A 19426-nucleotide genomic window follows, 5' to 3' on the forward strand; every position below is an offset into this window, starting at 1 on the left:
CCGCCTTGGACACGTCCTTCGCCCACACCACCGTCCTGCGCGAGGAGGCGGTCGATGCGCTGCTCGCCGACCGGCCGCAGCCGCTCGCCGGCACCTACGTGGATGCGACCTTCGGGCGCGGTGGCCACAGCCGGTTGCTGCTGGAAAGGCTGGCGCCGGAGGCCCGGCTCATCGCGTTCGACAAGGACGCGGAAGCGGTGGCCGAAGCAGCGCGCATCACCGATGCGCGTTTTTCCATCCGGCACCAGGGCTTCAAGGACCTGGGGGAGTTGCCGCCGGGCAGCGTGACGGGGCTCCTGATGGACCTCGGCATCAGCTCCCCGCAGATCGACAACCCCGCACGGGGTTTTTCTTTTCGTTTCGACGGCCCGCTCGACATGCGCATGGACACCACGCGCGGCGAGAGCGTGGCCGAGTGGCTGGCAACGGCCGAAATTCAGCAGATTGCAGAGGTGATCCGTGACTATGGCGAAGAACGGTTTGCTGTTCAGATTGCAAAGGCGATTGATGCTCGCCGACAAGAACGGGGCCCAATTTCAACCACCACCGAGCTGGCCGAGCTCGTGGCTGGCACGGTCAAAACCCGCGAGCAGGGCCAGAACCCTGCAACGCGCACATTTCAGGCTTTTCGGATTTTCATCAACGCCGAGCTTGAAGAGCTGCAACAGGCGCTAGACGCCAGCCTCAAGGTGTTGCAGCCGGGCGGCCGGCTGGCGGTGATCGCCTTCCATTCGCTCGAAGACCGGATCGTCAAGCAGTTCATCGCGCAGCACTCGAAAGAGGTCTACGACCGCCGCGCGCCCTTCGCCGCACCGAAGGTGATGAAGCTGCGCGCCCTGGGCCGCATCCGCCCGTCCGAGGCCGAGGTGGCCGGCAACCCGCGTGCACGCAGCGCGATCCTGCGCGTGGCCGAGAGGACCGACGCATGACGCGCCTGAACGTCCTGCTGCTGATCGCCGTGATGGCCACGGCGATGTTCCTCGTGCACACGCAGTACCGCTCGCGCCTGCTCTACACCGAGCTCGACCGCGCCAACACCGAGGCGCGCCGGCTCGAGGTCGACGGCGACCGCCTGCAGGTCGAGAAGCGCGCCCAGGCCACGCCGCTGCGCGTCGAGAAGCTGGCCAAGGAGCAGCTGAAGATGCGCACGACCACGCCGGCCATCACGCAGTACGTGCGACCCGACGGCACGGTGATTCCGCCGATCCCGGCGCCGGCGGCTTCCGCCCCGGCCAAGCCCGGCGCACCGAGCACAGCGCGGAGGAATGGTTGATGGTCCGCCGCAGCCGCAGCGTGCAGTACACGACCAGCCCCTTGCTCGCGAGCAAGACGCCGGTCTGGCGCAGCAAGTTCATCGTCGCCGCGATCGCGATGGGCTTCGTGGTGCTGGCCGCCCGCGCGACCTATGTGCAGGTGATCGGCAACGAGTTCTTCCAGCGCCAGGGCGAGGTGCGCTTCGCACGCACGCTGGAGCTGCCGGCCAACCGCGGCCGCATCCTCGACCGCAACGGCCTGCTGCTGGCGTCGAGCGTGGTGGCGCCCAGCATCTGGGCGATCCCGGAAGACATCGAGCGCAACGACCCGGACACGAAGGCCAAGCTGCGGCAGGTGGCCAAGCTGTTGGGCATGGCGCAGAAGGACTTCGACAAGAAGCTGGAGGACGAGGACAAGACCTTCGTCTGGATCCAGCGCCAGGTCGACGCGCCCATTGCCAAGCAGATCGCCGATCTCAACGTCAAGGGCATCTACCAGCGCAAGGAATACAAACGCCAGTACCCCGAAGGCGAGGCCGCCGCACACGTGGTCGGCTTCACCAACGTCGAAGACCATGGCCAGGAAGGCATCGAGCTCGCCTTCGACAAGGACCTGGCCGGCAAGGCGGGCTCGCGTCGCGTCATCAAGGACCGCCTGGGCCGTGTGGTCGAAGGCGTCGGCGAGACGGTGCCGCCGGTCGACGGCAAGGACATCCAGCTGTCGGTCGACAGCAAGGTGCAGTTCTTCGCCTACCAGAAGCTGCGCGACGCGGTGATCGCGCGCAAGGCCAAGGCGGGCAGCGTGGTGGTGCTCGACAGCACGACCGGCGAGATCCTCGCGCTCGCGAACTACCCGAGCTACGTGCCCGACAAGCGCCAGAACCTCACCGGTGAGCAGCTGCGCAACCGCGCGCTCACCGACACCTTCGAGCCCGGCTCGACGATGAAGCCGATCACCGTGGCGATGGCGCTCGAGGCCGGCCGCGTGAAGCCGTCGACCCTCATCGAGACCGGCCCCGGCCGCTTCCAGATCGGCGGCTTCACCATCAGCGACACACACAACTACGGCACGTTGACGGTCGAGGGCGTGATCCAGAAGTCGAGCAACGTCGGCGCGCTCAAGATCGCCCAGAAGATGACGCCGCACGAGATGTGGGACACCTACACCGCGCTCGGCTACGGCCAGAAGCCGCAGGTGCAGTTCCCCGGCGCCGTCACCGGTCGGCTGCGCCCGTGGAAGAGCTGGAAGCCGGTCGAGCAGGCCACCATGGCCTACGGCTATGGCCTGTCGGCGTCGCTGTTTCAGATGGCACATTCGTACACCGCCTTCGCGCATGACGGCAGCATCATCCCGGTGACGATGCTCAAGAGTCCCGAAGCGGCGGTCGGTGTGCGCGTGTTTTCCGCCGCGAACGCGCATGCGGTCCGCAAGATGCTGCAGATGGCCGCCGGCCCTGGCGGCACCGGCCAGCTTGCGCAGACCGTGGGCTACTCGGTGGGCGGCAAGTCCGGCACGGCGCACAAGCAGGTCGGCAAGGGCTACGCGAGCAACAAGTACCGCGCCTGGTTCACCGGCATGGCGCCGATCGAGAAGCCGCGCATCATCGTCGGCGTGATGATCGACGAGCCGAGCGACGGCCAGTACTTCGGCGGCCTGGCCGCCGCACCGGTGTTCAGCGAAGTCGTGCAGCAGACGCTGCGCATGATGAACGTGGCGCCCGACATGGCGGTCAAGCCGCTGGTCATCACACAAGGCGTGGACGAGAGCTTCTAAGAATGAACAACCACCCCCGAAGCGCCTTCGGCGCCTCCCCCTCAAGGGGGCGATACCAGCGGCCCGGCAAAGCCGGTTCCGCGGTATCCCTGGAAATTGGCCGCCGCTCTATCTGACATGGTCGACCAACACTTCTCCTCCCCGAACGAAGCCGCCTGGTGGTTGCGCTCCTGCGTGGGCGGCGACCTGCACGCCGACAGCCGGCAGGTCGGCGACGGCGACGGCTTCATCGCCTGGCCCGGCGCCGCGACCGATGGGCGCGCGCATGTGGTTTCCGCATTGGCGCAGGGCGCGTCGGTGTGCCTGGTCGAGCGCGAGGGCGTCGAGGCCTTCGGCTTCGACGACGATCAACCGATCGCGACTTTCATTGGCCTCAAGGCCGCCACCGGGCCGATCGCCGCGTCGTTCTACGGCCAGCCGTCGAGCCAGATCCCGCTGATCGCCGTGACCGGCACCAACGGCAAGACATCGACCGCCTGGTGGCTGGCAGAGGCGCTGTCCAAGCGCACCGACCACGGCCCTTGTGCGCTGATCGGCACGCTCGGCATCGGCACGCCGCCCGAGTTGCGCTACACCGGCCTCACCACGCCCGACCCCGTGATGCTGCAGCGCGAACTACGCAGCTTCGTCCGGCATGGCTTCAGTGCCTGCGCCATCGAAGCCTCGTCCATCGGCATCGCCGAGCGCCGGCTCGACGGCTGCGAGATCCGCGTCGCGGTGTTCACCAATTTCACGCAGGACCACCTCGACTACCACGGCAGCATGGACGCCTACTGGGAAGCGAAGGCCGAGCTGTTCCGCTGGCCCGGCCTCGCCGCGGCGGTGGTCAACATCGACGACCTGCACGGCGCGACGCTGGTCGCGAACCTGATCGACCGCGGCACCGGCGCGCTCGACGTGTGGACCGTGTCGGCCGATGGTGGCACCGCGCGCCTGATGGCGCAGGACATCCGCTACGACGCCGAGGGCCTGCGCTTCGACGTGGTCGAACACGGCGCCGACACGCAGACGCTGTCGACCCGGCTCATCGGTCAGTACAACGTGGCCAACCTGCTCGGCGTGATCGGCGCGCAGCGCGCCCTCGGCCTGTCGCTGACCGAAGCGGTCGAGGCCTGCCGCGACCTGCAGAGCGTGCCGGGCCGCATGGAGCGCGTCGCGTTGCCGGGCCGGCCGCTGGCGGTGGTCGACTATGCCCACACGCCCGACGCGCTCGACAAGGCGCTGGCCGGCCTGCGCCCGCTGGCCGCGCAGCGCGGCGGCGCGCTGTGGTGCGTGTTCGGCTGCGGTGGCGACCGCGACGCGACCAAGCGCCCGCTGATGGCCGCCGTCGCCGAGGCGCAGGCCGACCGCGTCGTGATCACCAGCGACAACCCGCGCAGTGAGAAGCCGGCCGCGATCATCGGCCAGATCCTGCTCGGGCTGTCCGATCCCGATGCCGCGCAGGTCGAGCCCGACCGCGCCCGCGCCATCGCCGAAACCCTGGCCCAGGCGGCACCCGCCGACGTGGTGCTGATCGCTGGCAAGGGCCACGAGGCCTGGCAGGAAGCCGAGGGTGTGCGCACCGAATTTTCAGACCGCATCCACGCGCTCGACGCGTTGCAACGCAGGAGCCCCGCATGAGCGTGTCCGTCCCCATGATGACCCTCGGCCAGGCGCTGGCCTGGGTGCCGGGCGCGCGTCTGGTCGGCGATGCCGACACACCGCTGGTGCGGGTGCACACCGACACGCGCAGCCTGCAGCCGGGCGACCTGTTCGTGGCGCTGCGTGGCGAGCGCTTCGATGCCAACGACTTCCTGGCCGATGCGCGCGCGCAGGGCGCGGTCGCGGCCATCGCGCACGGCGGCCTCGAAGCCGCCGGCCTGCCGGGCCTCGAAGTGCCGGACACGCTGGCGGCGCTCGGTGCGCTGGCCGCGGGCTGGCGCTCGCAGTTCGACCTGCCGCTGGTGGCCGTCACCGGCAGCAACGGCAAGACCACGGTCACGCAGATGATCGCGACCATCCTGCATGCCGCCTGGGGCGACCGGTCGCTGGCGACCGTCGGCAACTTCAACAACGAGATCGGGCTGCCGCTCACGCTGTTGCGTCTGCGCGCGCACCACCAACTGGCCGTGGTCGAGCTCGGCATGAACCATCCGGGCGAGATCGCCCGGCTGGCGGCCATCGCGCGGCCGACCATCGCGCTGGTCAACAACGCCCAGCGCGAGCACCAGGAGTTCATGGCGACCGTCGAGGCCGTGGCGCGCGAGAACGGCAGCGTCTTCGCCGCCTTGCCGGCAACCGGCACGGCCGTGTTCCCTTTCGCCGACGCCTTCACGCCGCTGTGGGACGAGATCGCGCACGAAGGCGCGACCCGCCGCTGCCTGAGCTTCGGCGACCACCCCGATGCCGACATCGCGCTGGCGCGTGCCGAGTGGCAAGGCGGCGCATGGTCGATCGAAGTGCGCACGCCGCTCGGCCCGCTCCAGACCACGTTGTCCATCGCCGGCCATCACAACGTGATCAACGCGCTGGCGGCGACCGCCTGTGCGCTGTCCAGCGGCGTGTCGATCGAGAAGATCGCCGAGGGCTTGGCGGCTTTCGAGCCGGTCAAGGGCCGCTCGAAGGCGAGCCTGATCGCGCTGCCGGCGGGCCGCACGCTCACGCTGGTCGACGACACCTACAACGCGAACCCGGATTCGGTGCGCGCCGCCATCGACGTGCTCGCCGCCTTGCCGGGCCCGCGCCTGCTGGTGCTGGGTGACATGGGCGAAGTCGGCAACCAGGCCGAAGGCTTCCACGCCGAAGTGGGCGAGTGGGCGCGCGACCGTGGGGTCGAAATGCTGTTCGCGCTCGGCGACGAATCGGTGCACAGCGTGGCCGCCTTCGCCGACCAGCGCGTGCGCCGTCAGGGCCGCCATTTCACCGATGTCGATGCGCTCAACCTGGCCGTGCTCGACCAGCTGCCCACGCTCGCCAGCGTGCTGATCAAGGGGTCGCGCTTCATGCGGATGGAGCGCGTGGTGCAGGCCATCGCCTCGGTTGCCCGGCCCGCCGCTGCGACCGACAACCACAACGACAAGGAGGCCGGTCATGCTGCATGAACCGCGCACAAACGCATGCTGCTGAGCCTGGCCCAATGGCTGCAGACGCTCTCGCCCGAGTTCGGGTTCCTGCGCGTCTTTCAGTACCTCACCTTCCGCGCGCTGATGGCCGCGACCACGGCGCTGCTGATCGGCCTGGCGGTCGGCCCGTATGCGATCCGCCGCCTGACCGCGCTCAAGATCGGCCAGCCGGTGCGTGGCTACGGCATGGAGACGCACCTGACTAAAAGCGGCACGCCCACCATGGGCGGCGTGCTGGTGTTGTTCTCGATCGCCTTCGCGACCGTGCTGTGGTTCGACCTGAGCAACCGCTTCGTGTGGATCGTGCTGTGGGTGACGCTGGGCTTCGGCGCCATCGGCTGGGTTGACGACTGGCGCAAGGTGGTGCGCAAGGACCCCGAAGGCATGCGCTCGCGCGAGAAGTACTTCTGGCAATCGGTCGTCGGCCTGCTGGCCGGCTTTTACCTGCTGTTCAGCATTTCCGAGAGCTCCAACTGGCGCGTGCTGGAACTGTTCTACGCCTGGGTGCAATCGGGCTTCGCGCTCGACTTCCCGCCCAAGATCAACCTGCTGGTGCCTTTCTTCAAGGAAATCAGCTACCCGCTCGGCGGCATCGGCTTCGTCATCCTGACCTACCTGGTGATCGTCGGGTCGAGCAACGCGGTGAACCTCACCGACGGCCTCGACGGCCTGGCGATCATGCCGGTGGTGATGGTCGGCTCGGCGCTGGGTGTGTTCGCCTACGTCACTGGCAGTTCGGTCTATTCGAAGTACCTGCTGTTCCCGCACATCCCCGGCTCGGGCGAACTGCTGGTGTTCTGCTCGGCCATGGCCGGCGCGGGCCTGGCCTTCCTGTGGTTCAACACGCACCCGGCGCAGGTCTTCATGGGCGACGTCGGCGCGCTGGCGCTGGGCGGCGCGCTCGGCACCATCGCCGTCATCGTGCGCCAGGAGATCGTGTTCTTCGTGATGGGCGGCATCTTCGTGGTCGAGGCGATCTCGGTGATGGCGCAGGTCATGTACTTCAAGTACACCAAGAAGCGCTTCGGCGAAGGCCGGCGCATCCTCAAGATGGCGCCGCTGCACCACCACTTCGAGAAGAGCGGCTGGCGTGAGACGCAGGTCGTCGTGCGCTTCTGGATCATCACGATGCTGCTGTGTCTCGTGGGTTTGTCGACCCTCAAGTTGCGTTGAGCCGATGAAGCACCTGCACGACCTTCCCGTCCTCGTCCTCGGCCTCGGTGCGTCCGGCCTGGCGATGGCACGGTGGTGCGCGCGGCACGGTGCCCAGGTCACCGTGGCCGACACGCGCGACACGCCGCCCGCGTTGCCAATGCTGCAGGCCGAGTGCCCCGGTGTGCGCTTCGTTGGCGGGCCGCTGACGGCCGCGCTGATCGAAGGCACGCCCATCCGTGCGGTGTACCGCTCGCCAGGCCTGACGCCCGCGACGATCGCGCCGGTGGTCGATGCGGCACGGGCCATCGGTCTGACGGTGGGTGGCGAACTGGACCTGTTCGCGCAGGCGCTGCGCGATTTGCGCACGGTGGACGTGCCGGCCGAAGCGTTGGTCGATCCGATCGAAGATGCCGAAGCGGCGCCGGTCGTCGAGGACATCGCGCCCGAGCTCGTGCCTGAACCCGAAGCGCCGACGCAGGTCGAGATCGCGATGGCCGAGCAGCCACCGGCGGAAGTCGCCGAGGCACCGTCGCCGCCCGAAGCCGATGCCTCCGAGGCATCGGAACCCGAGTCACCACCGCTGGGCGAATCGGCCGCAGAAGGCGATGCCCCGGCCCCGGTCGCCGCCAAGCCCTCCGTCCACACCGCCGCCCGCGAGGCGGCCGAATTCGTTGCGCGGATCGCCGAACTCTCGGTAGCGCCGCCCGCACCCACACCCGAAGACGAGGCCCCGCTGCCCATCGTCGCGCCCGAAGCGTCGGCGCCCAAGGGCTACACGCCAGCCGTGCTCGCTATCACCGGCACCAACGGCAAGACCACCGTCACCGCGCTGACCGGCCTGCTGGTCGAACGCGCGGGCAAGTCGGTGGCGGTGGCCGGCAACATCGGCCCGACGCTGCTCGACACGCTGTCGGCGCACCTCGACGCCGACACGCTGCCCGAGGTGTGGGTGCTCGAACTGTCCAGCTTCCAGCTCGACGGCGTGCAGGACTTCGAGCCGACCGCCGCTGCGGTGCTAAACCTGACGCAGGACCATCTCGACTGGCACGGCGACATGGCGGCCTATGCGGCGGCCAAGGCGCGCATCTTCGGCCAGCGAGGTCTGATGATCCTGAACCGCGACGACGCCGGCGTGATGCAGATGCTGCCGGCGCCGGTCCGCGTGAAGCTGCAACGCCCGCAGATCCGCACGCACATTACCTTCGGCGCCGGCCTGCCGTTGCGCCCGACCGACTTCGGCATCGAGCGCGTCAATGGCATGGCCTGGCTGGTGCGTGCCTTGGAGGCCGACGAGACGATCAAGCGCAAGCGCGGTGCCGCCGCCGAGGAACAGGAAATCTTCCTGCAGCGGCTGATGCCAGCTGACGCGCTGCGCATCCGCGGCCAGCACAACGCGCTCAACGCACTGGCGGCCCTGGCGCTGGCCAGCGCGGCCGGTTGCCCGCTCGGTCCCATGCTCTACGGCCTGCGTGAGTACCACGGCGAGCCGCACCGCGTCGAATCGGTGGCCATCGTCGACCAGGTGGAATTCTTCGACGACAGCAAGGGCACCAACGTCGGTGCGACGGTCGCCGCACTCAACGGCCTGGGGGCAGAGCGCCGCATCGTCGCCATCCTCGGTGGCGAGGGCAAGGGGCAGGACTTCGAGCCGCTGGCCGCGCCGGTGCGCCAGGTGGCCCGCGCCGTGGTGCTGATCGGGCGCGACGCGCCGCTGATCGAGGCCGCGCTGGCCTCGACCGGCGTCACGCTCGTGCATGCCGCGTCGATGGAAGAAGCCGTGCAGCTCGCCGCGAAGCGTGCGCACCCGGGCGATGCCGTGCTGCTGTCGCCGGCCTGTGCCAGCTTCGACATGTTCAAGGACTACGCCCACCGCGCGCAGGTCTTCTGCGACGCGGTGCAGGCGCTGGCCGACGCGCCGTCGTCGATGGACGAGGAGGACGCACCATGAGCGATACGGCCGCTGCCACCCCGAACACCGCACCGGGCCGCTTCGGCGGCTGGTTCCGCCGTGCCGCCAAGAGCGGCATGGATGCGCTGCCGATGCACCTGCCGGTGCGCCTCGGGGGTGGCAGCGTGACCCAGACCAAGGCCGCGCCGATGCGCGTGCTCGGCTTCGACCAATCGCTGCTGTGGGTCGCGCTGGCATTGCTGGCCTGGGGCCTGGTGATGGTCTATTCCGCCTCCATCGCGTTGCCGGACAACCCGCGCTTCGCGCGCGCCGGCTACGGGCCGATGTTCTTCCTGCTGCGCCACGTGCTGTTCATCGGCATTGCCTTCGTCGCCGCGCTGCTGGCCTTCCAGATCCCGATGCAGACCTGGGAGCGCGTGGCGCCGTGGATCTTCGTCGTCTCGCTGCTGCTCCTGGTGCTGGTGCTCATCCCGCACGTGGGCCGCGTGGTCAACGGCGCGCGCCGCTGGCTGCCGCTGGGCATCATGAACTTCCAGCCTTCCGAGCTCGCCAAGCTCGCGATGGTGCTCTACGCCGCCAGCTACATGGTGCGCAAGATGGAGATCAAGGAACGCTTCTTCCGCGCCGTGCTGCCGATGGGCATCGCGGTGGTGGTGGTCGGCATGCTGCTGCTGGCCGAGCCCGACATGGGCGCCTTCATGGTGATCGCCATCATCGCCATGGGCATCCTGTTCCTCGGCGGCGTGAACGCACGGATGTTCTTCGTGATCGCCGCGCTGGTGGTGGCGGCCTTCGCGCTGATCGTGATGACCAGCGAATGGCGGCGCGAGCGGATCTTCGCCTACCTCGACCCCTTCAGCGAAGCGCACGCGCTCGGCAAGGGTTACCAGCTGTCGCACGCCCTCATCGCCATCGGCCGCGGCGAGATCTTCGGCGTGGGCCTGGGCGGCAGCGTCGAGAAGCTGCACTGGCTGCCCGAAGCGCACACCGACTTCTTGCTGGCCGTGCTCGGCGAGGAGTTCGGCCTCGTCGGGTTGCTGCTGGTCATCGGCCTGTTCCTGTGGCTCACGCGCCGCATCATGCACATCGGCCGCCAGGCCATCGCACTCGACCGCGTGTTCTCCGGTCTGGTGGCGCAGGGCATCGGCATCTGGATCGGGTTCCAGTCCTTCATCAACATGGGCGTGAACCTCGGCGCACTGCCGACCAAGGGCCTGGGCCTGCCGTTGATGAGCTTCGGCGGCTCGGCCATGCTGATGCAGTTGGTCGCACTGTCGATCGTGCTGCGGGTCGACTACGAGAATCGCGTGCTGATGCGGGGAGGCCGCGTATGAAGAGGACGGCACTCGTCATGGCGGGCGGCACGGGCGGGCACATCTTCCCTGGCCTGGCTGTGGCCGAAGCGCTGCGCGACCGCGGCTGGACGGTGCACTGGCTGGGCGCGCCCGGCGGCATGGAGCAGCAGCTGGTGCCGCCGCGCGGCTTCGCCTTCGAGCCGGTGCAGTTCGGCGGCCTGCGCGGCAAGGGGCCGCTCACGCTGCTGATGCTGCCGGCACGCCTGTTGCGCGCCTTCGTCCAGAGCATCGGCGTGCTGCGCCGCGTGCGGCCCGACGTGGTCATCGGCCTGGGCGGCTACATCACCTTTCCCGGTGGTCTGATGAGCGTGCTGCTGGGCAAGCCGCTCGTGCTGCACGAGCAGAACTCGGTGGCCGGGCTGGCCAACAGGGTGCTGGCGAGCGTCGCCAACCGCGTGTTCACGGCCTTTCCGAATGTGCTGAAGAACGCGCAGTGGGTGGGCAATCCGCTGCGCGAAGCCTTCGTGTCGCAGCCCGATCCGGTCACGCGCTTCACCGGCCGCAGCGGGCCGCTGAAGCTGCTGGTGGTCGGTGGCAGCCTGGGCGCGAAGGCGCTCAACAGCATCGTGCCCAAGGCCCTGGCGCGCATCGCGCCGGCGCAGCGGCCTATCGTGATGCACCAGAGCGGCGCCAAGCAGATCGACGACCTGCGCGCCAACTACGTGGCCGCCGGCGTCGAAGCCGAGCTCACGCCCTTCATCGACGACACCGCCACCGCCTACGCGACCGCCGACCTGATCGTCGCGCGCGCCGGTGCCAGCACCGTCACCGAAATCGCAGCCGTCGGCGCCGCAGCGCTGTTCGTGCCCTTCCCATCCGCGGTCGACGACCACCAGACCACCAACGCACGCTTCCTCGTGGACGCGGGTGGCGGCTGGCTGGTGCAGCAGACTGAACTCACGCCTGAATTGTTGGCCGACTTGCTCCAGAAACTCGAACGAACCACGCTGGTGGACAAGGCCGTGAAGGCCAAGACGATGCAGAAGACCGACGCGGTCAGCGCCGTGGTGCTGGCCTGTGAAGAACTCGCGGCGAAGAAACGCGGAGGCCCTGTATGAAGCACGCCATTCGCCACATTCATTTCGTCGAAGGTCGGAAGGCCGCCGACGACATGCCGCCGTGCGGAGGCCGCGCATGAAGCATGCGATCCGTCACATCCATTTCGTCGGCGTCGGCGGCGCCGGCATGAGCGGCATCGCCGAGGTGCTGCTCAACCTCGGCTACCGCATCTCGGGCTCCGACCTGTCGGACAGCGTCACGCTGCGCCGCTTGGCCGGCCTGGGCATCGCCACGCACGTGGGCCATGCGGCCGCGAACATCGCGGGCGCCGATGCCGTGGTCACGTCGACCGCGGTGCAGGCCGACAACCCCGAGGTGATCGCCGCGCGCGAGAAGAAGATCCCCGTGGTGCCGCGCGCCCTCATGCTGGCCGAGTTGATGCGCCTGAAGCAGGGCATCGCCATCGCCGGCACCCATGGCAAGACGACGACGACCAGCCTGGTGGCCAGCGTGCTGGCCGCGGCCGGACTCGACCCGACCTTCGTGATCGGCGGGCGCTTGAACAGCGCCGGCGCCAATGCGCAGCTCGGCAGCGGCGACTACATCGTGGTGGAGGCCGACGAGTCCGACGCGTCCTTCCTGAATCTGCTGCCGGTGATGGCGGTGGTCACGAACATCGATGCCGACCACATGGAGACCTACGGGCACGACTTCGGCAACCTGAAGAAGGCCTTCGTCGATTTCCTGCACCGCATGCCTTTCTATGGCGTCGCGATCCTGTGCACCGACGACGAAGCCGTGCGCAGCATCGTGCCCGAGGTGACCTGCCCGGTGACCAGCTACGGCTTCAACGAGGGCGCCCAGGTGCGTGCCGTCAACGTGCGCGCCGTCGGTGCGCAGATGCATTTCACCGCGCAGCGCCGCAACGGCATCACGCTGCCCGACCTGGACATCGTGCTGAACCTGGCCGGTGAGCACAACGTGCTGAATGCGCTGTCGGTGATCGCGGTGGCAGTCGAGCTCGGCGTCGCCGACGAGGCGGTGCAGCGCGGCCTCGCCGACTTCAAGGGCGTAGGCCGGCGCTTCCAGAGCTATGGCGACGTGCCGGTGAAGGACGCGTCCGCCACGGCGGCGTTCACGCTGATCGAAGACTACGGCCACCACCCGGTCGAAATGGCCGCCACCATCGCCGCGGCGCGCGGCGCCTTCCCGGGCCGCCGCCTGACGCTGGCCTTCCAGCCGCACCGCTACACCCGCACGCGCGACTGCTTCGAGGACTTCGTCAAGGTGCTGGGCACGGCCGATGCCGTGCTGCTGGGCGAGGTCTATGCGGCCGGCGAGGCGCCCATCGTGGCGGCCGACGGCCGCTCGCTCGCGCGTGCGCTGCGCGTGGCCGGCAAGGTCGAGCCGGTGTTCGTCGACGAGATCGGTGCGATGGCACAGGCGATTCTCGACAACGCGCGCGACGGCGACGTCGTCATCTGCATGGGCGCCGGCTCGATCGGCACCGTGCCCGGCCGCGTGGTGGAGCTGGGCGGCACGGCCGCATCCGCGAAGCCGGGCCAGTTCACCCGCGAAGGAAGGGCACTGTGAGCACTCCGAACATTCAGCAACTGGGCAAGGTCGCGGTGCTCTTCGGCGGCACCTCGGCCGAACGCGACATCTCCATCCTGTCGGGCACCGGTGTGCTGGAGGCGCTGCGCTCGCGCGGCGTCGACGCGCACGCCTTCGACCCGGCCGAGCGCGACCTGGCCGAGCTCAAGCGCGAGGGCTTCGCGCGCTGTTTCATCGCGCTGCACGGCCGCCACGGCGAGGACGGCACGGTGCAGGGCGCGCTCGAACTCCTCGGCATCCCGTACACCGGCTCCGGCGTGATGGCCTCCAGCGTGGCGATGGACAAGGTCATGACCAAGCGCATCTGGCTGGCCGACGGCTTGTCGACGCCCAAGTACGTGCGTCTGGCCGCCGACCAGCAGAGCCGCGAGCAGATCCGCGCCGTGCCCGACGTGCTCGGTCTGCCGCTGATCGTCAAGCCGCCGCGCGAAGGCTCGTCCATCGGCGTGACCAAGGTGGCCGGGTATTCGCAGATGCAGGACGCCGTCGCGCTGTCGGCCAGGTACGACGCCGACGTGCTGTGCGAGGAATTCATCGAGGGCGAGGAAGTCACCTGCGCCGTGCTGGGCCACGGGCTCGACGCGCAGGCCCTGCCGGTGGTGCGCATCGCCGCGCCCGAGGGCGCCTACGACTACCAGAACAAGTACTTCACCGACGACGTGAAGTACCACTGCCCGAGCGGCCTGCCCGAGGCGGAGGAGAAGGAGATCCAGCGCCTCGCGCTGGCGGCCTACCGCACGCTCGGTTGCCGCGGCTGGGGCCGCGCCGACGTGATGATCCGCGCCAGCGACCGCAAGCCCTTCCTGCTGGAGATGAACACCTCGCCCGGCATGACGACCCATTCGCTGGTGCCGATGTCGGCGCGTGCGATGGGCATCGCCTACGAAGACCTGTGCGTGCGTGTGCTGGCCTCGGCAGCACTGGACTCCGAAGGCAAGGTCTGATCATGGCCACCGCGGCACCCGTCCCCTTCGACGTCAAGCTCATGAATCTCACGGCGGCGCTGGTCTTCGTCGTGTTCGGTGTCGTGCTGCTGGCGGCGGGGGCCTGGTGGGTGCTGCGCCAACCCTTCTTCCCGATCGCCGGTATCAAGGTCGACGGCGAAGTGACGCACAACAACGCGGTCACGCTGCGTGCCAACGTGGCGCCGCAGCTCGCGGGCAACTTCTTCACCGTCGACCTGGCGCGTGCGCGCACGGCCTTCGAGTCGGTGCCCTGGGTGCGCAAGGCGGTGGTGCGGCGCGAGTTCCCCAACAAGTTGCGCGCGACGCTGACCGAGCATCGGCCGGTCGCGCACTGGGGCGACGAGGCGGGCTCCAAGCTGGTCAATGGCTTCGGCGAAGTGTTCGAGGCCAATGTGGCCGAGGTCGACGACCAGCTCCCGCGGCTCGACGGGCCGATCGAACAGGCCGGGCAGGTGCTGGGCATGTACCGCCTGCTGGCGCCTTTGTTCCAGCCCTATGAATTGACCGTGGTCGAGCTCGGCCTGTCGAGCCGTGGCAGCTGGCATGTGCTGCTCGACAGCGGTGCGCTCATCGAACTGGGCCGCGGGCGCAGCGAAGAAGTGGTGGCACGCACCGAGGGCTTCCTGCGCACCGTGGCACCGGTGGCGGCGCAGTACGGCCGCACCGTCGCCTCGGTCGAAGGCGCCGACCTGCGGCACAACGAAGGCTATGCGCTGCGAATGCGCGGCGTCACCACGGTCGTCAACGACCCCAAGAAGAAATAAGCGAATACCGAGGACATTCCATGCCCAAAGAATACAAAGACCTGGTCGTCGGACTCGACATCGGCACCGCCAAGGTGATGGTGGTCGTGGCCGAGGTGCTGCCCAACGGCGAGCTCAAGCTCGCCGGGCTGGGCGTGGCGCCGAGCAACGGCCTCAAGCGCGGCGTGGTGGTCAACATCGACGCCACGGTGCAGAGCATTCAGCAGGCGCTGAAAGAGGCCGAGCTGATGGCCGACTGCAAGATCGGCCGCGTCTACACCGGCATCACCGGCAGCCACATCCGCGGCATCAACTCCAGCGGCATGGTGGCGGTGAAGGACAAGGAAGTGACGGCCGCCGATGTGGCCCGTGTGGTGGAGACGGCGCGCGCCATCAACATCTCGAGCGACCAGCGGTTGCTGCTGGTGGAGCCGCAGGAATTCGTGATCGACGGCCAGGACGTGAAGGAGCCGATCGGCATGAGCGGCATGCGCCTGGAGGCCAAGGTGCACATCGTGACCGGCGCGCAGAGCGCCGCCGAGAACATCATCAAGTGCGTGCGCCGCTGCGGGCTGGAAGTCGATCAGCTGATGCTCAACCCGCTGGCCTCGAGCCAGGCGGTGCTGACTGAGGACGAGCGCGAACTGGGCGTGTGCCTGGTCGACATCGGCGCGGGCACGACCGACGTGGCGATCTTCACCAACGGCGCGATCCGCCACACGGCCGTGATCCCGATCGCCGGCGACCTGATCACCAGCGACATCGCCATGGCGCTGCGCACGCCGACGAAGGACGCCGAGGACATCAAGGTCGAGAACGGCTATGCCAAGCAGCTGCTGGCCGACCCCGACACGCAGGTCGAGGTGCCGGGCCTGGGCGACCGTGGCCCGCGCATGCTGAGCAAGCAGGCGCTGGCCGGCGTGATCGAGCCGCGCGTCGAAGAGATCTTCTCGCTGGTACAGCAGGTGGTGCGCGAGTCGGGTTACGAGGAAGTACTGTCGTCGGGCATCGTGCTGACCGGCGGCAGCGCGGTGATGCCGGGCATGGTCGAGCTCGGCGAGGACATCTTCCTCAAGCCGGTGCGCCGCGGCATCCCGAAGTATTCGAGCGCGTTGTCCGACATGGTGGCCCAGCCCCGTGCGGCTACCGTCATGGGGTTGCTCGAAGAAGCACGTTTTGCGCGCATGCGCGGCTACAAGGTCGCGCAGAAGAACGGTTCGGTGAAGACGGCCTTCGGACGCTTCAAGGACTTCATCGTGGGGAACTTCTGACATGAAGCACTACCCCCTCTGGCTGGCCCGCGGCAGTCCGCCCCGGCACTTCAACGAGCGATGGCGGCGGACCGGTCCGCCATCACCACGAACAACCGGTCCGCGCACAGAAAAATAGTTCAGAAACACACGGCAACTGCAAGCAATCTAGGAGTCACCAAATGGCCATCGAAATGATCGAAATGGAAGAGTTCAACCAAGGCACGCAAATCAAGGTGATCGGCGTGGGCGGCGGCGGCGGCAACGCGGTCGCGCACATGATCGAGCGTGGCGTGCAAGGCGTTCAGTTCTCCTGCGCCAACACCGATGCGCAAGCGCTGTCGCGCAGCAATGCGCCCAAGCTGATCCAGCTGGGCAACAACGGCCTGGGCGCCGGCGGCAAGCCCGACAAGGGCCGTGAGGCAGCCGAGCTGGCGGTCGACGAGATCCGCGCGGCCATCGATGGTGCGCACATGCTCTTCATCACCGCCGGCATGGGCGGCGGCACCGGCACCGGCGCGGCACCCGTGATCGCGCGCATCGCCAAGGAGATGGGCATCCTCACCGTCGGCGTGGTCACCAAGCCCTTCGACTGGGAAGGCGGCAAGCGCATGAACAACGCCGACAGCGGCCTGGCCGAGCTCGAAGCGAATGTCGACTCGCTGATCGTGATCCTGAACGAGAAGCTGCTCGAAGTGCTGGGCGAAGACGTGACGCAGGCCGAGGCCTTCGCACACGCCAACGACGTGCTGAAGAACGCGGTCGGCGGCATCTCGGAAATCATCAACGAGTACGGCGGCGTGAACGTCGACTTCGAAGACGTGCGCACCGTGATGGGTGAGCCCGGCAAGGCCATGATGGGCACGGCCGCGGCCAGCGGCCCGGACCGCGCGCGCATCGCTGCCGAGCAGGCCGTGGCCTGCCCGCTGCTCGAAGGCATCGACCTGTCGGGCGCCAAGGGCGTGCTGGTGCTGGTGACGGCGTCGAAGGGCTCCCTGAAGCTGAGCGAATCGAAGCTGGCGATGAACACCATTCGTGCCTACGCGTCGCCGGACGCACACGTCATCTACGGCGCTGCCTACGACGAGAACCTGGGCGACGAGATGCGCGTGACCGTGGTGGCCACCGGCCTGTCGCGCGCCGACGCACGCCGCCAGGCGCCGACGCTGGAAGTGATCCGCACCGGCACCGACAACATCCCGTTCACCGTCCCGACCCTGGGTGGCATGGGCCAGACCGGCGCGCACGGCCAGCCCAACTACGAAGGCATGGCGGTGCCGAGCGTGTGGCGCACCAACCGCACGATGGCCGCGGCCAAGGTCGACGCGCTGTCTTCGGGTGGCATGGACGACTTCGAGATCCCGGCGTTTCTGCGCCGCCAAGCTGATTGATGGCGCATAAAGCTACTGCGCGACCCGAGTGCGCGGCTGCGGTGCTCACCGTACGCAAGTACGGTTCCGCTCCTCGCCGCACGCTCGGGCCGCTCGCTACGCTTTCTGCACCATCAATCCCTTCGCTATGGCCCGGATAGTTTGGAGCGTGGCGCGGGGGGAGCGTACGGCTCCTAAAATCACGGCCGTGCTGCAACAACGAACGCTCAAGTCCATCACCCGTGCTGTCGGCGTGGGGCTGCACAGCGGGCAACGGGTGGAACTCACGCTGTGGCCTGCCGCGCCGGACACGGGCATCGTGTTCCGCCGCGTCGACCTGCCCGTGCCGGTGGACATTCCGATGACGGCAGAGGCCGTCACCGAGACGAGCCTTGCGTCGACCGTCTCGAAGGGCGGCGCCAAGGTGCAGACCGTTGAACACCTGATGTCGGCGTGCGCCGGCCTGGGCATCGACAATCTGGTCATCGACATCACGGCCGATGAAGTGCCGATCCTTGACGGGTCGGCGTCGTCATTTGTCTTCCTGTTGCAGAGCGCGGGGATCGTGCTGCAGAAGGCCCCGCGTCGCTTCATCAAGCTGCTCAAGCCGGTGGAAGTGCGCGAAGGCGAGGGAGCCAATGCCAAGTGGGCGCGGCTCGATCCTTACCACGGCTTCAAGCTCAGCTTCGAGATCGACTTCGACCACCGCGTGGTCGATTCGACCGGGCAACGCGTGGAGTTCGACCTGGGGCGAGGGTCGTACAGCCGCGACATCGCGCGCGCACGCACCTTCGGCTTCACCAAGGATGTCGAGTACATGCGCGGCAAGGGCCTGGCGCTGGGCGGTGGGCTCGACAACGCGATCGTCATGGACGACACCAAGGTGTTGAACGTTGGCGGCCTGCGCTACGACGACGAGTTCGTGAAGCACAAGATCCTGGATGCGATGGGCGACCTGTACGTGGTCGGCCGCCCGTTGCTGGCCGCGTACAGCGCGTTCCGCTCGGGCCATGCCATGAACAACCAGCTGCTGCGCGAACTGCTGCGGCACGAAGACGCCTACGAGATCGTCACCTTCGACGACGAGAAGCTGGCCCCCACCGGCTTCGCCGAAGTGGCGCGCGCCTGGTAGCGCCGGCGTACCGACCGATGCTGCTGTTTCGCTGGGCCATCCTCCTGCTGCTGCTCGTGGCCGGCGTGTCCTTCGCGTTCTATGCGGGCACGGGCCAAGTGAAGTACCGGCGCTTCGGCTGGATCGTGCTCAAGTGGACGCTGCTGGCGGCGTTCGGCTTCTTCGCGGTGCTGATCGCCGAGCGCGTCGCCTGAGGCGTCAGCGCGTCCGCCCCTGTCGGTACATCCCGCTGGTGCTTCGACCCAGTGCGGCTGCGTCGGCCAGCTTCGCCATCGAGCTGCCCACGTGCGCATGCGTGATGGCGATGCCCAGCGCATCGGCCGCATCGCTGCCCGGCAGACCCGGCAGGTTCAGCAACCGCTTGACCATTTCCTGCACTTGCGCCTTCGCGGCCTGGCCGTGGCCTGCGACCGCGCGCTTCATCTGCAGCGCGGTGTACTCGGCCACCGGAAGGTCGCGCGACACCAGCGCGGTGAGGCAGGCGCCGCGTGCCTGGCCGAGCAGCAGCGTGGATTGCGGATTGACGTTGACGAAGATGATCTCGACCGCTGCCGTCTCGGGCTGGTAGCGGGTCACGATCTCGCCGATGCCGTCGAACAGCACCTTCAACCGTTCGGGCAGGTTGCCGCGGTCCAGGTGCTTGGTGCTGATGGTGCCACTGGCGACGTAGCGCAGGGCATGCCCGTCCTGGTCGACCACGCCGAAACCGGTGGTTTGCAGGCCAGGGTCGATACCGAGGATGCGCATGTCGAAGGCGGAGCGGTGCCGGCGGCGCGGGCCGTCGGCAGCAGGGGTGATGGGCCTTC

General features: G+C 68.3%; 17 protein-coding genes. 16 read left to right on the top strand and 1 reads right to left on the bottom strand.

Annotated elements, in window-relative coordinates:
- The first annotated feature begins 5 nt into the window (after positions 1–5).
- The 16 genes from rsmH to ACSFA0_RS04980 all read left to right on the top strand — a co-directional run bounded on the left by rsmH (position 6) and on the right by ACSFA0_RS04980 (position 18814).
- Entirely contained in the window at positions 6–929 is a 924-nt protein-coding gene (gene rsmH, locus ACSFA0_RS04905; protein ID WP_435449100.1) for a 16S rRNA (cytosine(1402)-N(4))-methyltransferase RsmH, read from the top strand.
- Positions 926–1273, top strand: a complete 348-nt coding sequence (gene ftsL, locus ACSFA0_RS04910; protein WP_435449101.1) for a cell division protein FtsL — start codon at positions 926–928, stop codon at positions 1271–1273. Before rsmH ends, ftsL begins: the two co-directional genes overlap by 4 nt.
- Complete coding sequence (locus tag ACSFA0_RS04915) at positions 1273–3027, top strand: peptidoglycan D,D-transpeptidase FtsI family protein (protein WP_435449102.1); 1755 nt, start codon at positions 1273–1275, stop codon at positions 3025–3027. Before ftsL ends, ACSFA0_RS04915 begins: the two co-directional genes overlap by 1 nt.
- Before the next feature lie 117 nt (positions 3028–3144).
- Positions 3145–4647: a UDP-N-acetylmuramoyl-L-alanyl-D-glutamate--2,6-diaminopimelate ligase gene (locus ACSFA0_RS04920; RefSeq protein ID WP_435449103.1), complete on the top strand. Its 1503-nt coding sequence runs from the start codon at positions 3145–3147 to the stop codon at positions 4645–4647.
- Positions 4644–6107, top strand: coding sequence for a UDP-N-acetylmuramoyl-tripeptide--D-alanyl-D-alanine ligase (locus tag ACSFA0_RS04925; protein ID WP_435449104.1), 1464 nt, complete (start codon positions 4644–4646; stop codon positions 6105–6107). Before ACSFA0_RS04920 ends, ACSFA0_RS04925 begins: the two co-directional genes overlap by 4 nt.
- A 15-nt stretch (positions 6108–6122) precedes the next feature.
- Complete coding sequence (gene mraY / locus ACSFA0_RS04930) at positions 6123–7301, top strand: phospho-N-acetylmuramoyl-pentapeptide-transferase (protein WP_435449105.1); 1179 nt, start codon at positions 6123–6125, stop codon at positions 7299–7301.
- 4 nt (positions 7302–7305) lie between these two features.
- Positions 7306–9231 (top strand): UDP-N-acetylmuramoyl-L-alanine--D-glutamate ligase, encoded by a 1926-nt coding sequence (murD, locus tag ACSFA0_RS04935; RefSeq protein ID WP_435449106.1) that lies wholly within the window; start codon positions 7306–7308, stop codon positions 9229–9231.
- Complete coding sequence (ftsW, locus tag ACSFA0_RS04940) at positions 9228–10526, top strand: putative lipid II flippase FtsW (RefSeq protein WP_435449107.1); 1299 nt, start codon at positions 9228–9230, stop codon at positions 10524–10526. Before murD ends, ftsW begins: the two co-directional genes overlap by 4 nt.
- Positions 10523–11605 carry an undecaprenyldiphospho-muramoylpentapeptide beta-N-acetylglucosaminyltransferase gene (murG, locus tag ACSFA0_RS04945; RefSeq protein ID WP_435449108.1) on the top strand — a complete coding sequence of 361 codons (1083 nt, stop codon included), beginning with the start codon at positions 10523–10525 and terminating at the stop codon, positions 11603–11605. Before ftsW ends, murG begins: the two co-directional genes overlap by 4 nt.
- 76 nt (positions 11606–11681) lie before the next feature.
- On the top strand, positions 11682–13139 hold the full coding sequence (gene murC / locus ACSFA0_RS04950) for a UDP-N-acetylmuramate--L-alanine ligase (protein WP_435449109.1): 1458 nt from the start codon (positions 11682–11684) through the stop codon (positions 13137–13139).
- On the top strand, positions 13136–14104 hold the full coding sequence (locus ACSFA0_RS04955) for a D-alanine--D-alanine ligase (RefSeq protein WP_435449110.1): 969 nt from the start codon (positions 13136–13138) through the stop codon (positions 14102–14104). The genes murC and ACSFA0_RS04955 overlap by 4 nt, the downstream gene beginning before the upstream one ends.
- Positions 14105–14106: 2 nt before the next feature.
- The gene (locus ACSFA0_RS04960) at positions 14107–14889 is read left to right on the top strand and encodes a cell division protein FtsQ/DivIB (RefSeq protein ID WP_435449111.1); all 783 of its coding nucleotides are present in this window, start codon (positions 14107–14109) and stop codon (positions 14887–14889) included.
- Positions 14890–14909: 20 nt separating this feature from the next.
- Entirely contained in the window at positions 14910–16139 is a 1230-nt protein-coding gene (gene ftsA, locus ACSFA0_RS04965; protein WP_435449112.1) for a cell division protein FtsA, read from the top strand.
- A 161-nt stretch (positions 16140–16300) separates the two neighbouring features.
- Positions 16301–17509 carry a cell division protein FtsZ gene (gene ftsZ / locus ACSFA0_RS04970; RefSeq protein WP_435449113.1) on the top strand — a complete coding sequence of 403 codons (1209 nt, stop codon included), beginning with the start codon at positions 16301–16303 and terminating at the stop codon, positions 17507–17509.
- Positions 17510–17696: 187 nt separating this feature from the next.
- Positions 17697–18620, top strand: coding sequence for a UDP-3-O-acyl-N-acetylglucosamine deacetylase (gene lpxC, locus ACSFA0_RS04975; RefSeq protein ID WP_435449114.1), 924 nt, complete (start codon positions 17697–17699; stop codon positions 18618–18620).
- Positions 18621–18637: 17 nt separating this feature from the next.
- Positions 18638–18814, top strand: a complete 177-nt coding sequence (locus tag ACSFA0_RS04980; protein ID WP_172839926.1) for a hypothetical protein — start codon at positions 18638–18640, stop codon at positions 18812–18814.
- A 4-nt stretch (positions 18815–18818) separates the two neighbouring features.
- Here ACSFA0_RS04980 and ruvC read toward each other — a convergent pair whose 3' ends face one another.
- Entirely contained in the window at positions 18819–19367 is a 549-nt protein-coding gene (gene ruvC, locus ACSFA0_RS04985) for a crossover junction endodeoxyribonuclease RuvC (protein ID WP_435449115.1), read from the bottom strand.
- Positions 19368–19426: the final 59 nt, after the last annotated feature.

The sequence above is a fragment of the Variovorax restrictus genome (assembly GCF_051216715.1).
Taxonomy (GTDB): domain Bacteria; phylum Pseudomonadota; class Gammaproteobacteria; order Burkholderiales; family Burkholderiaceae_C; genus Variovorax.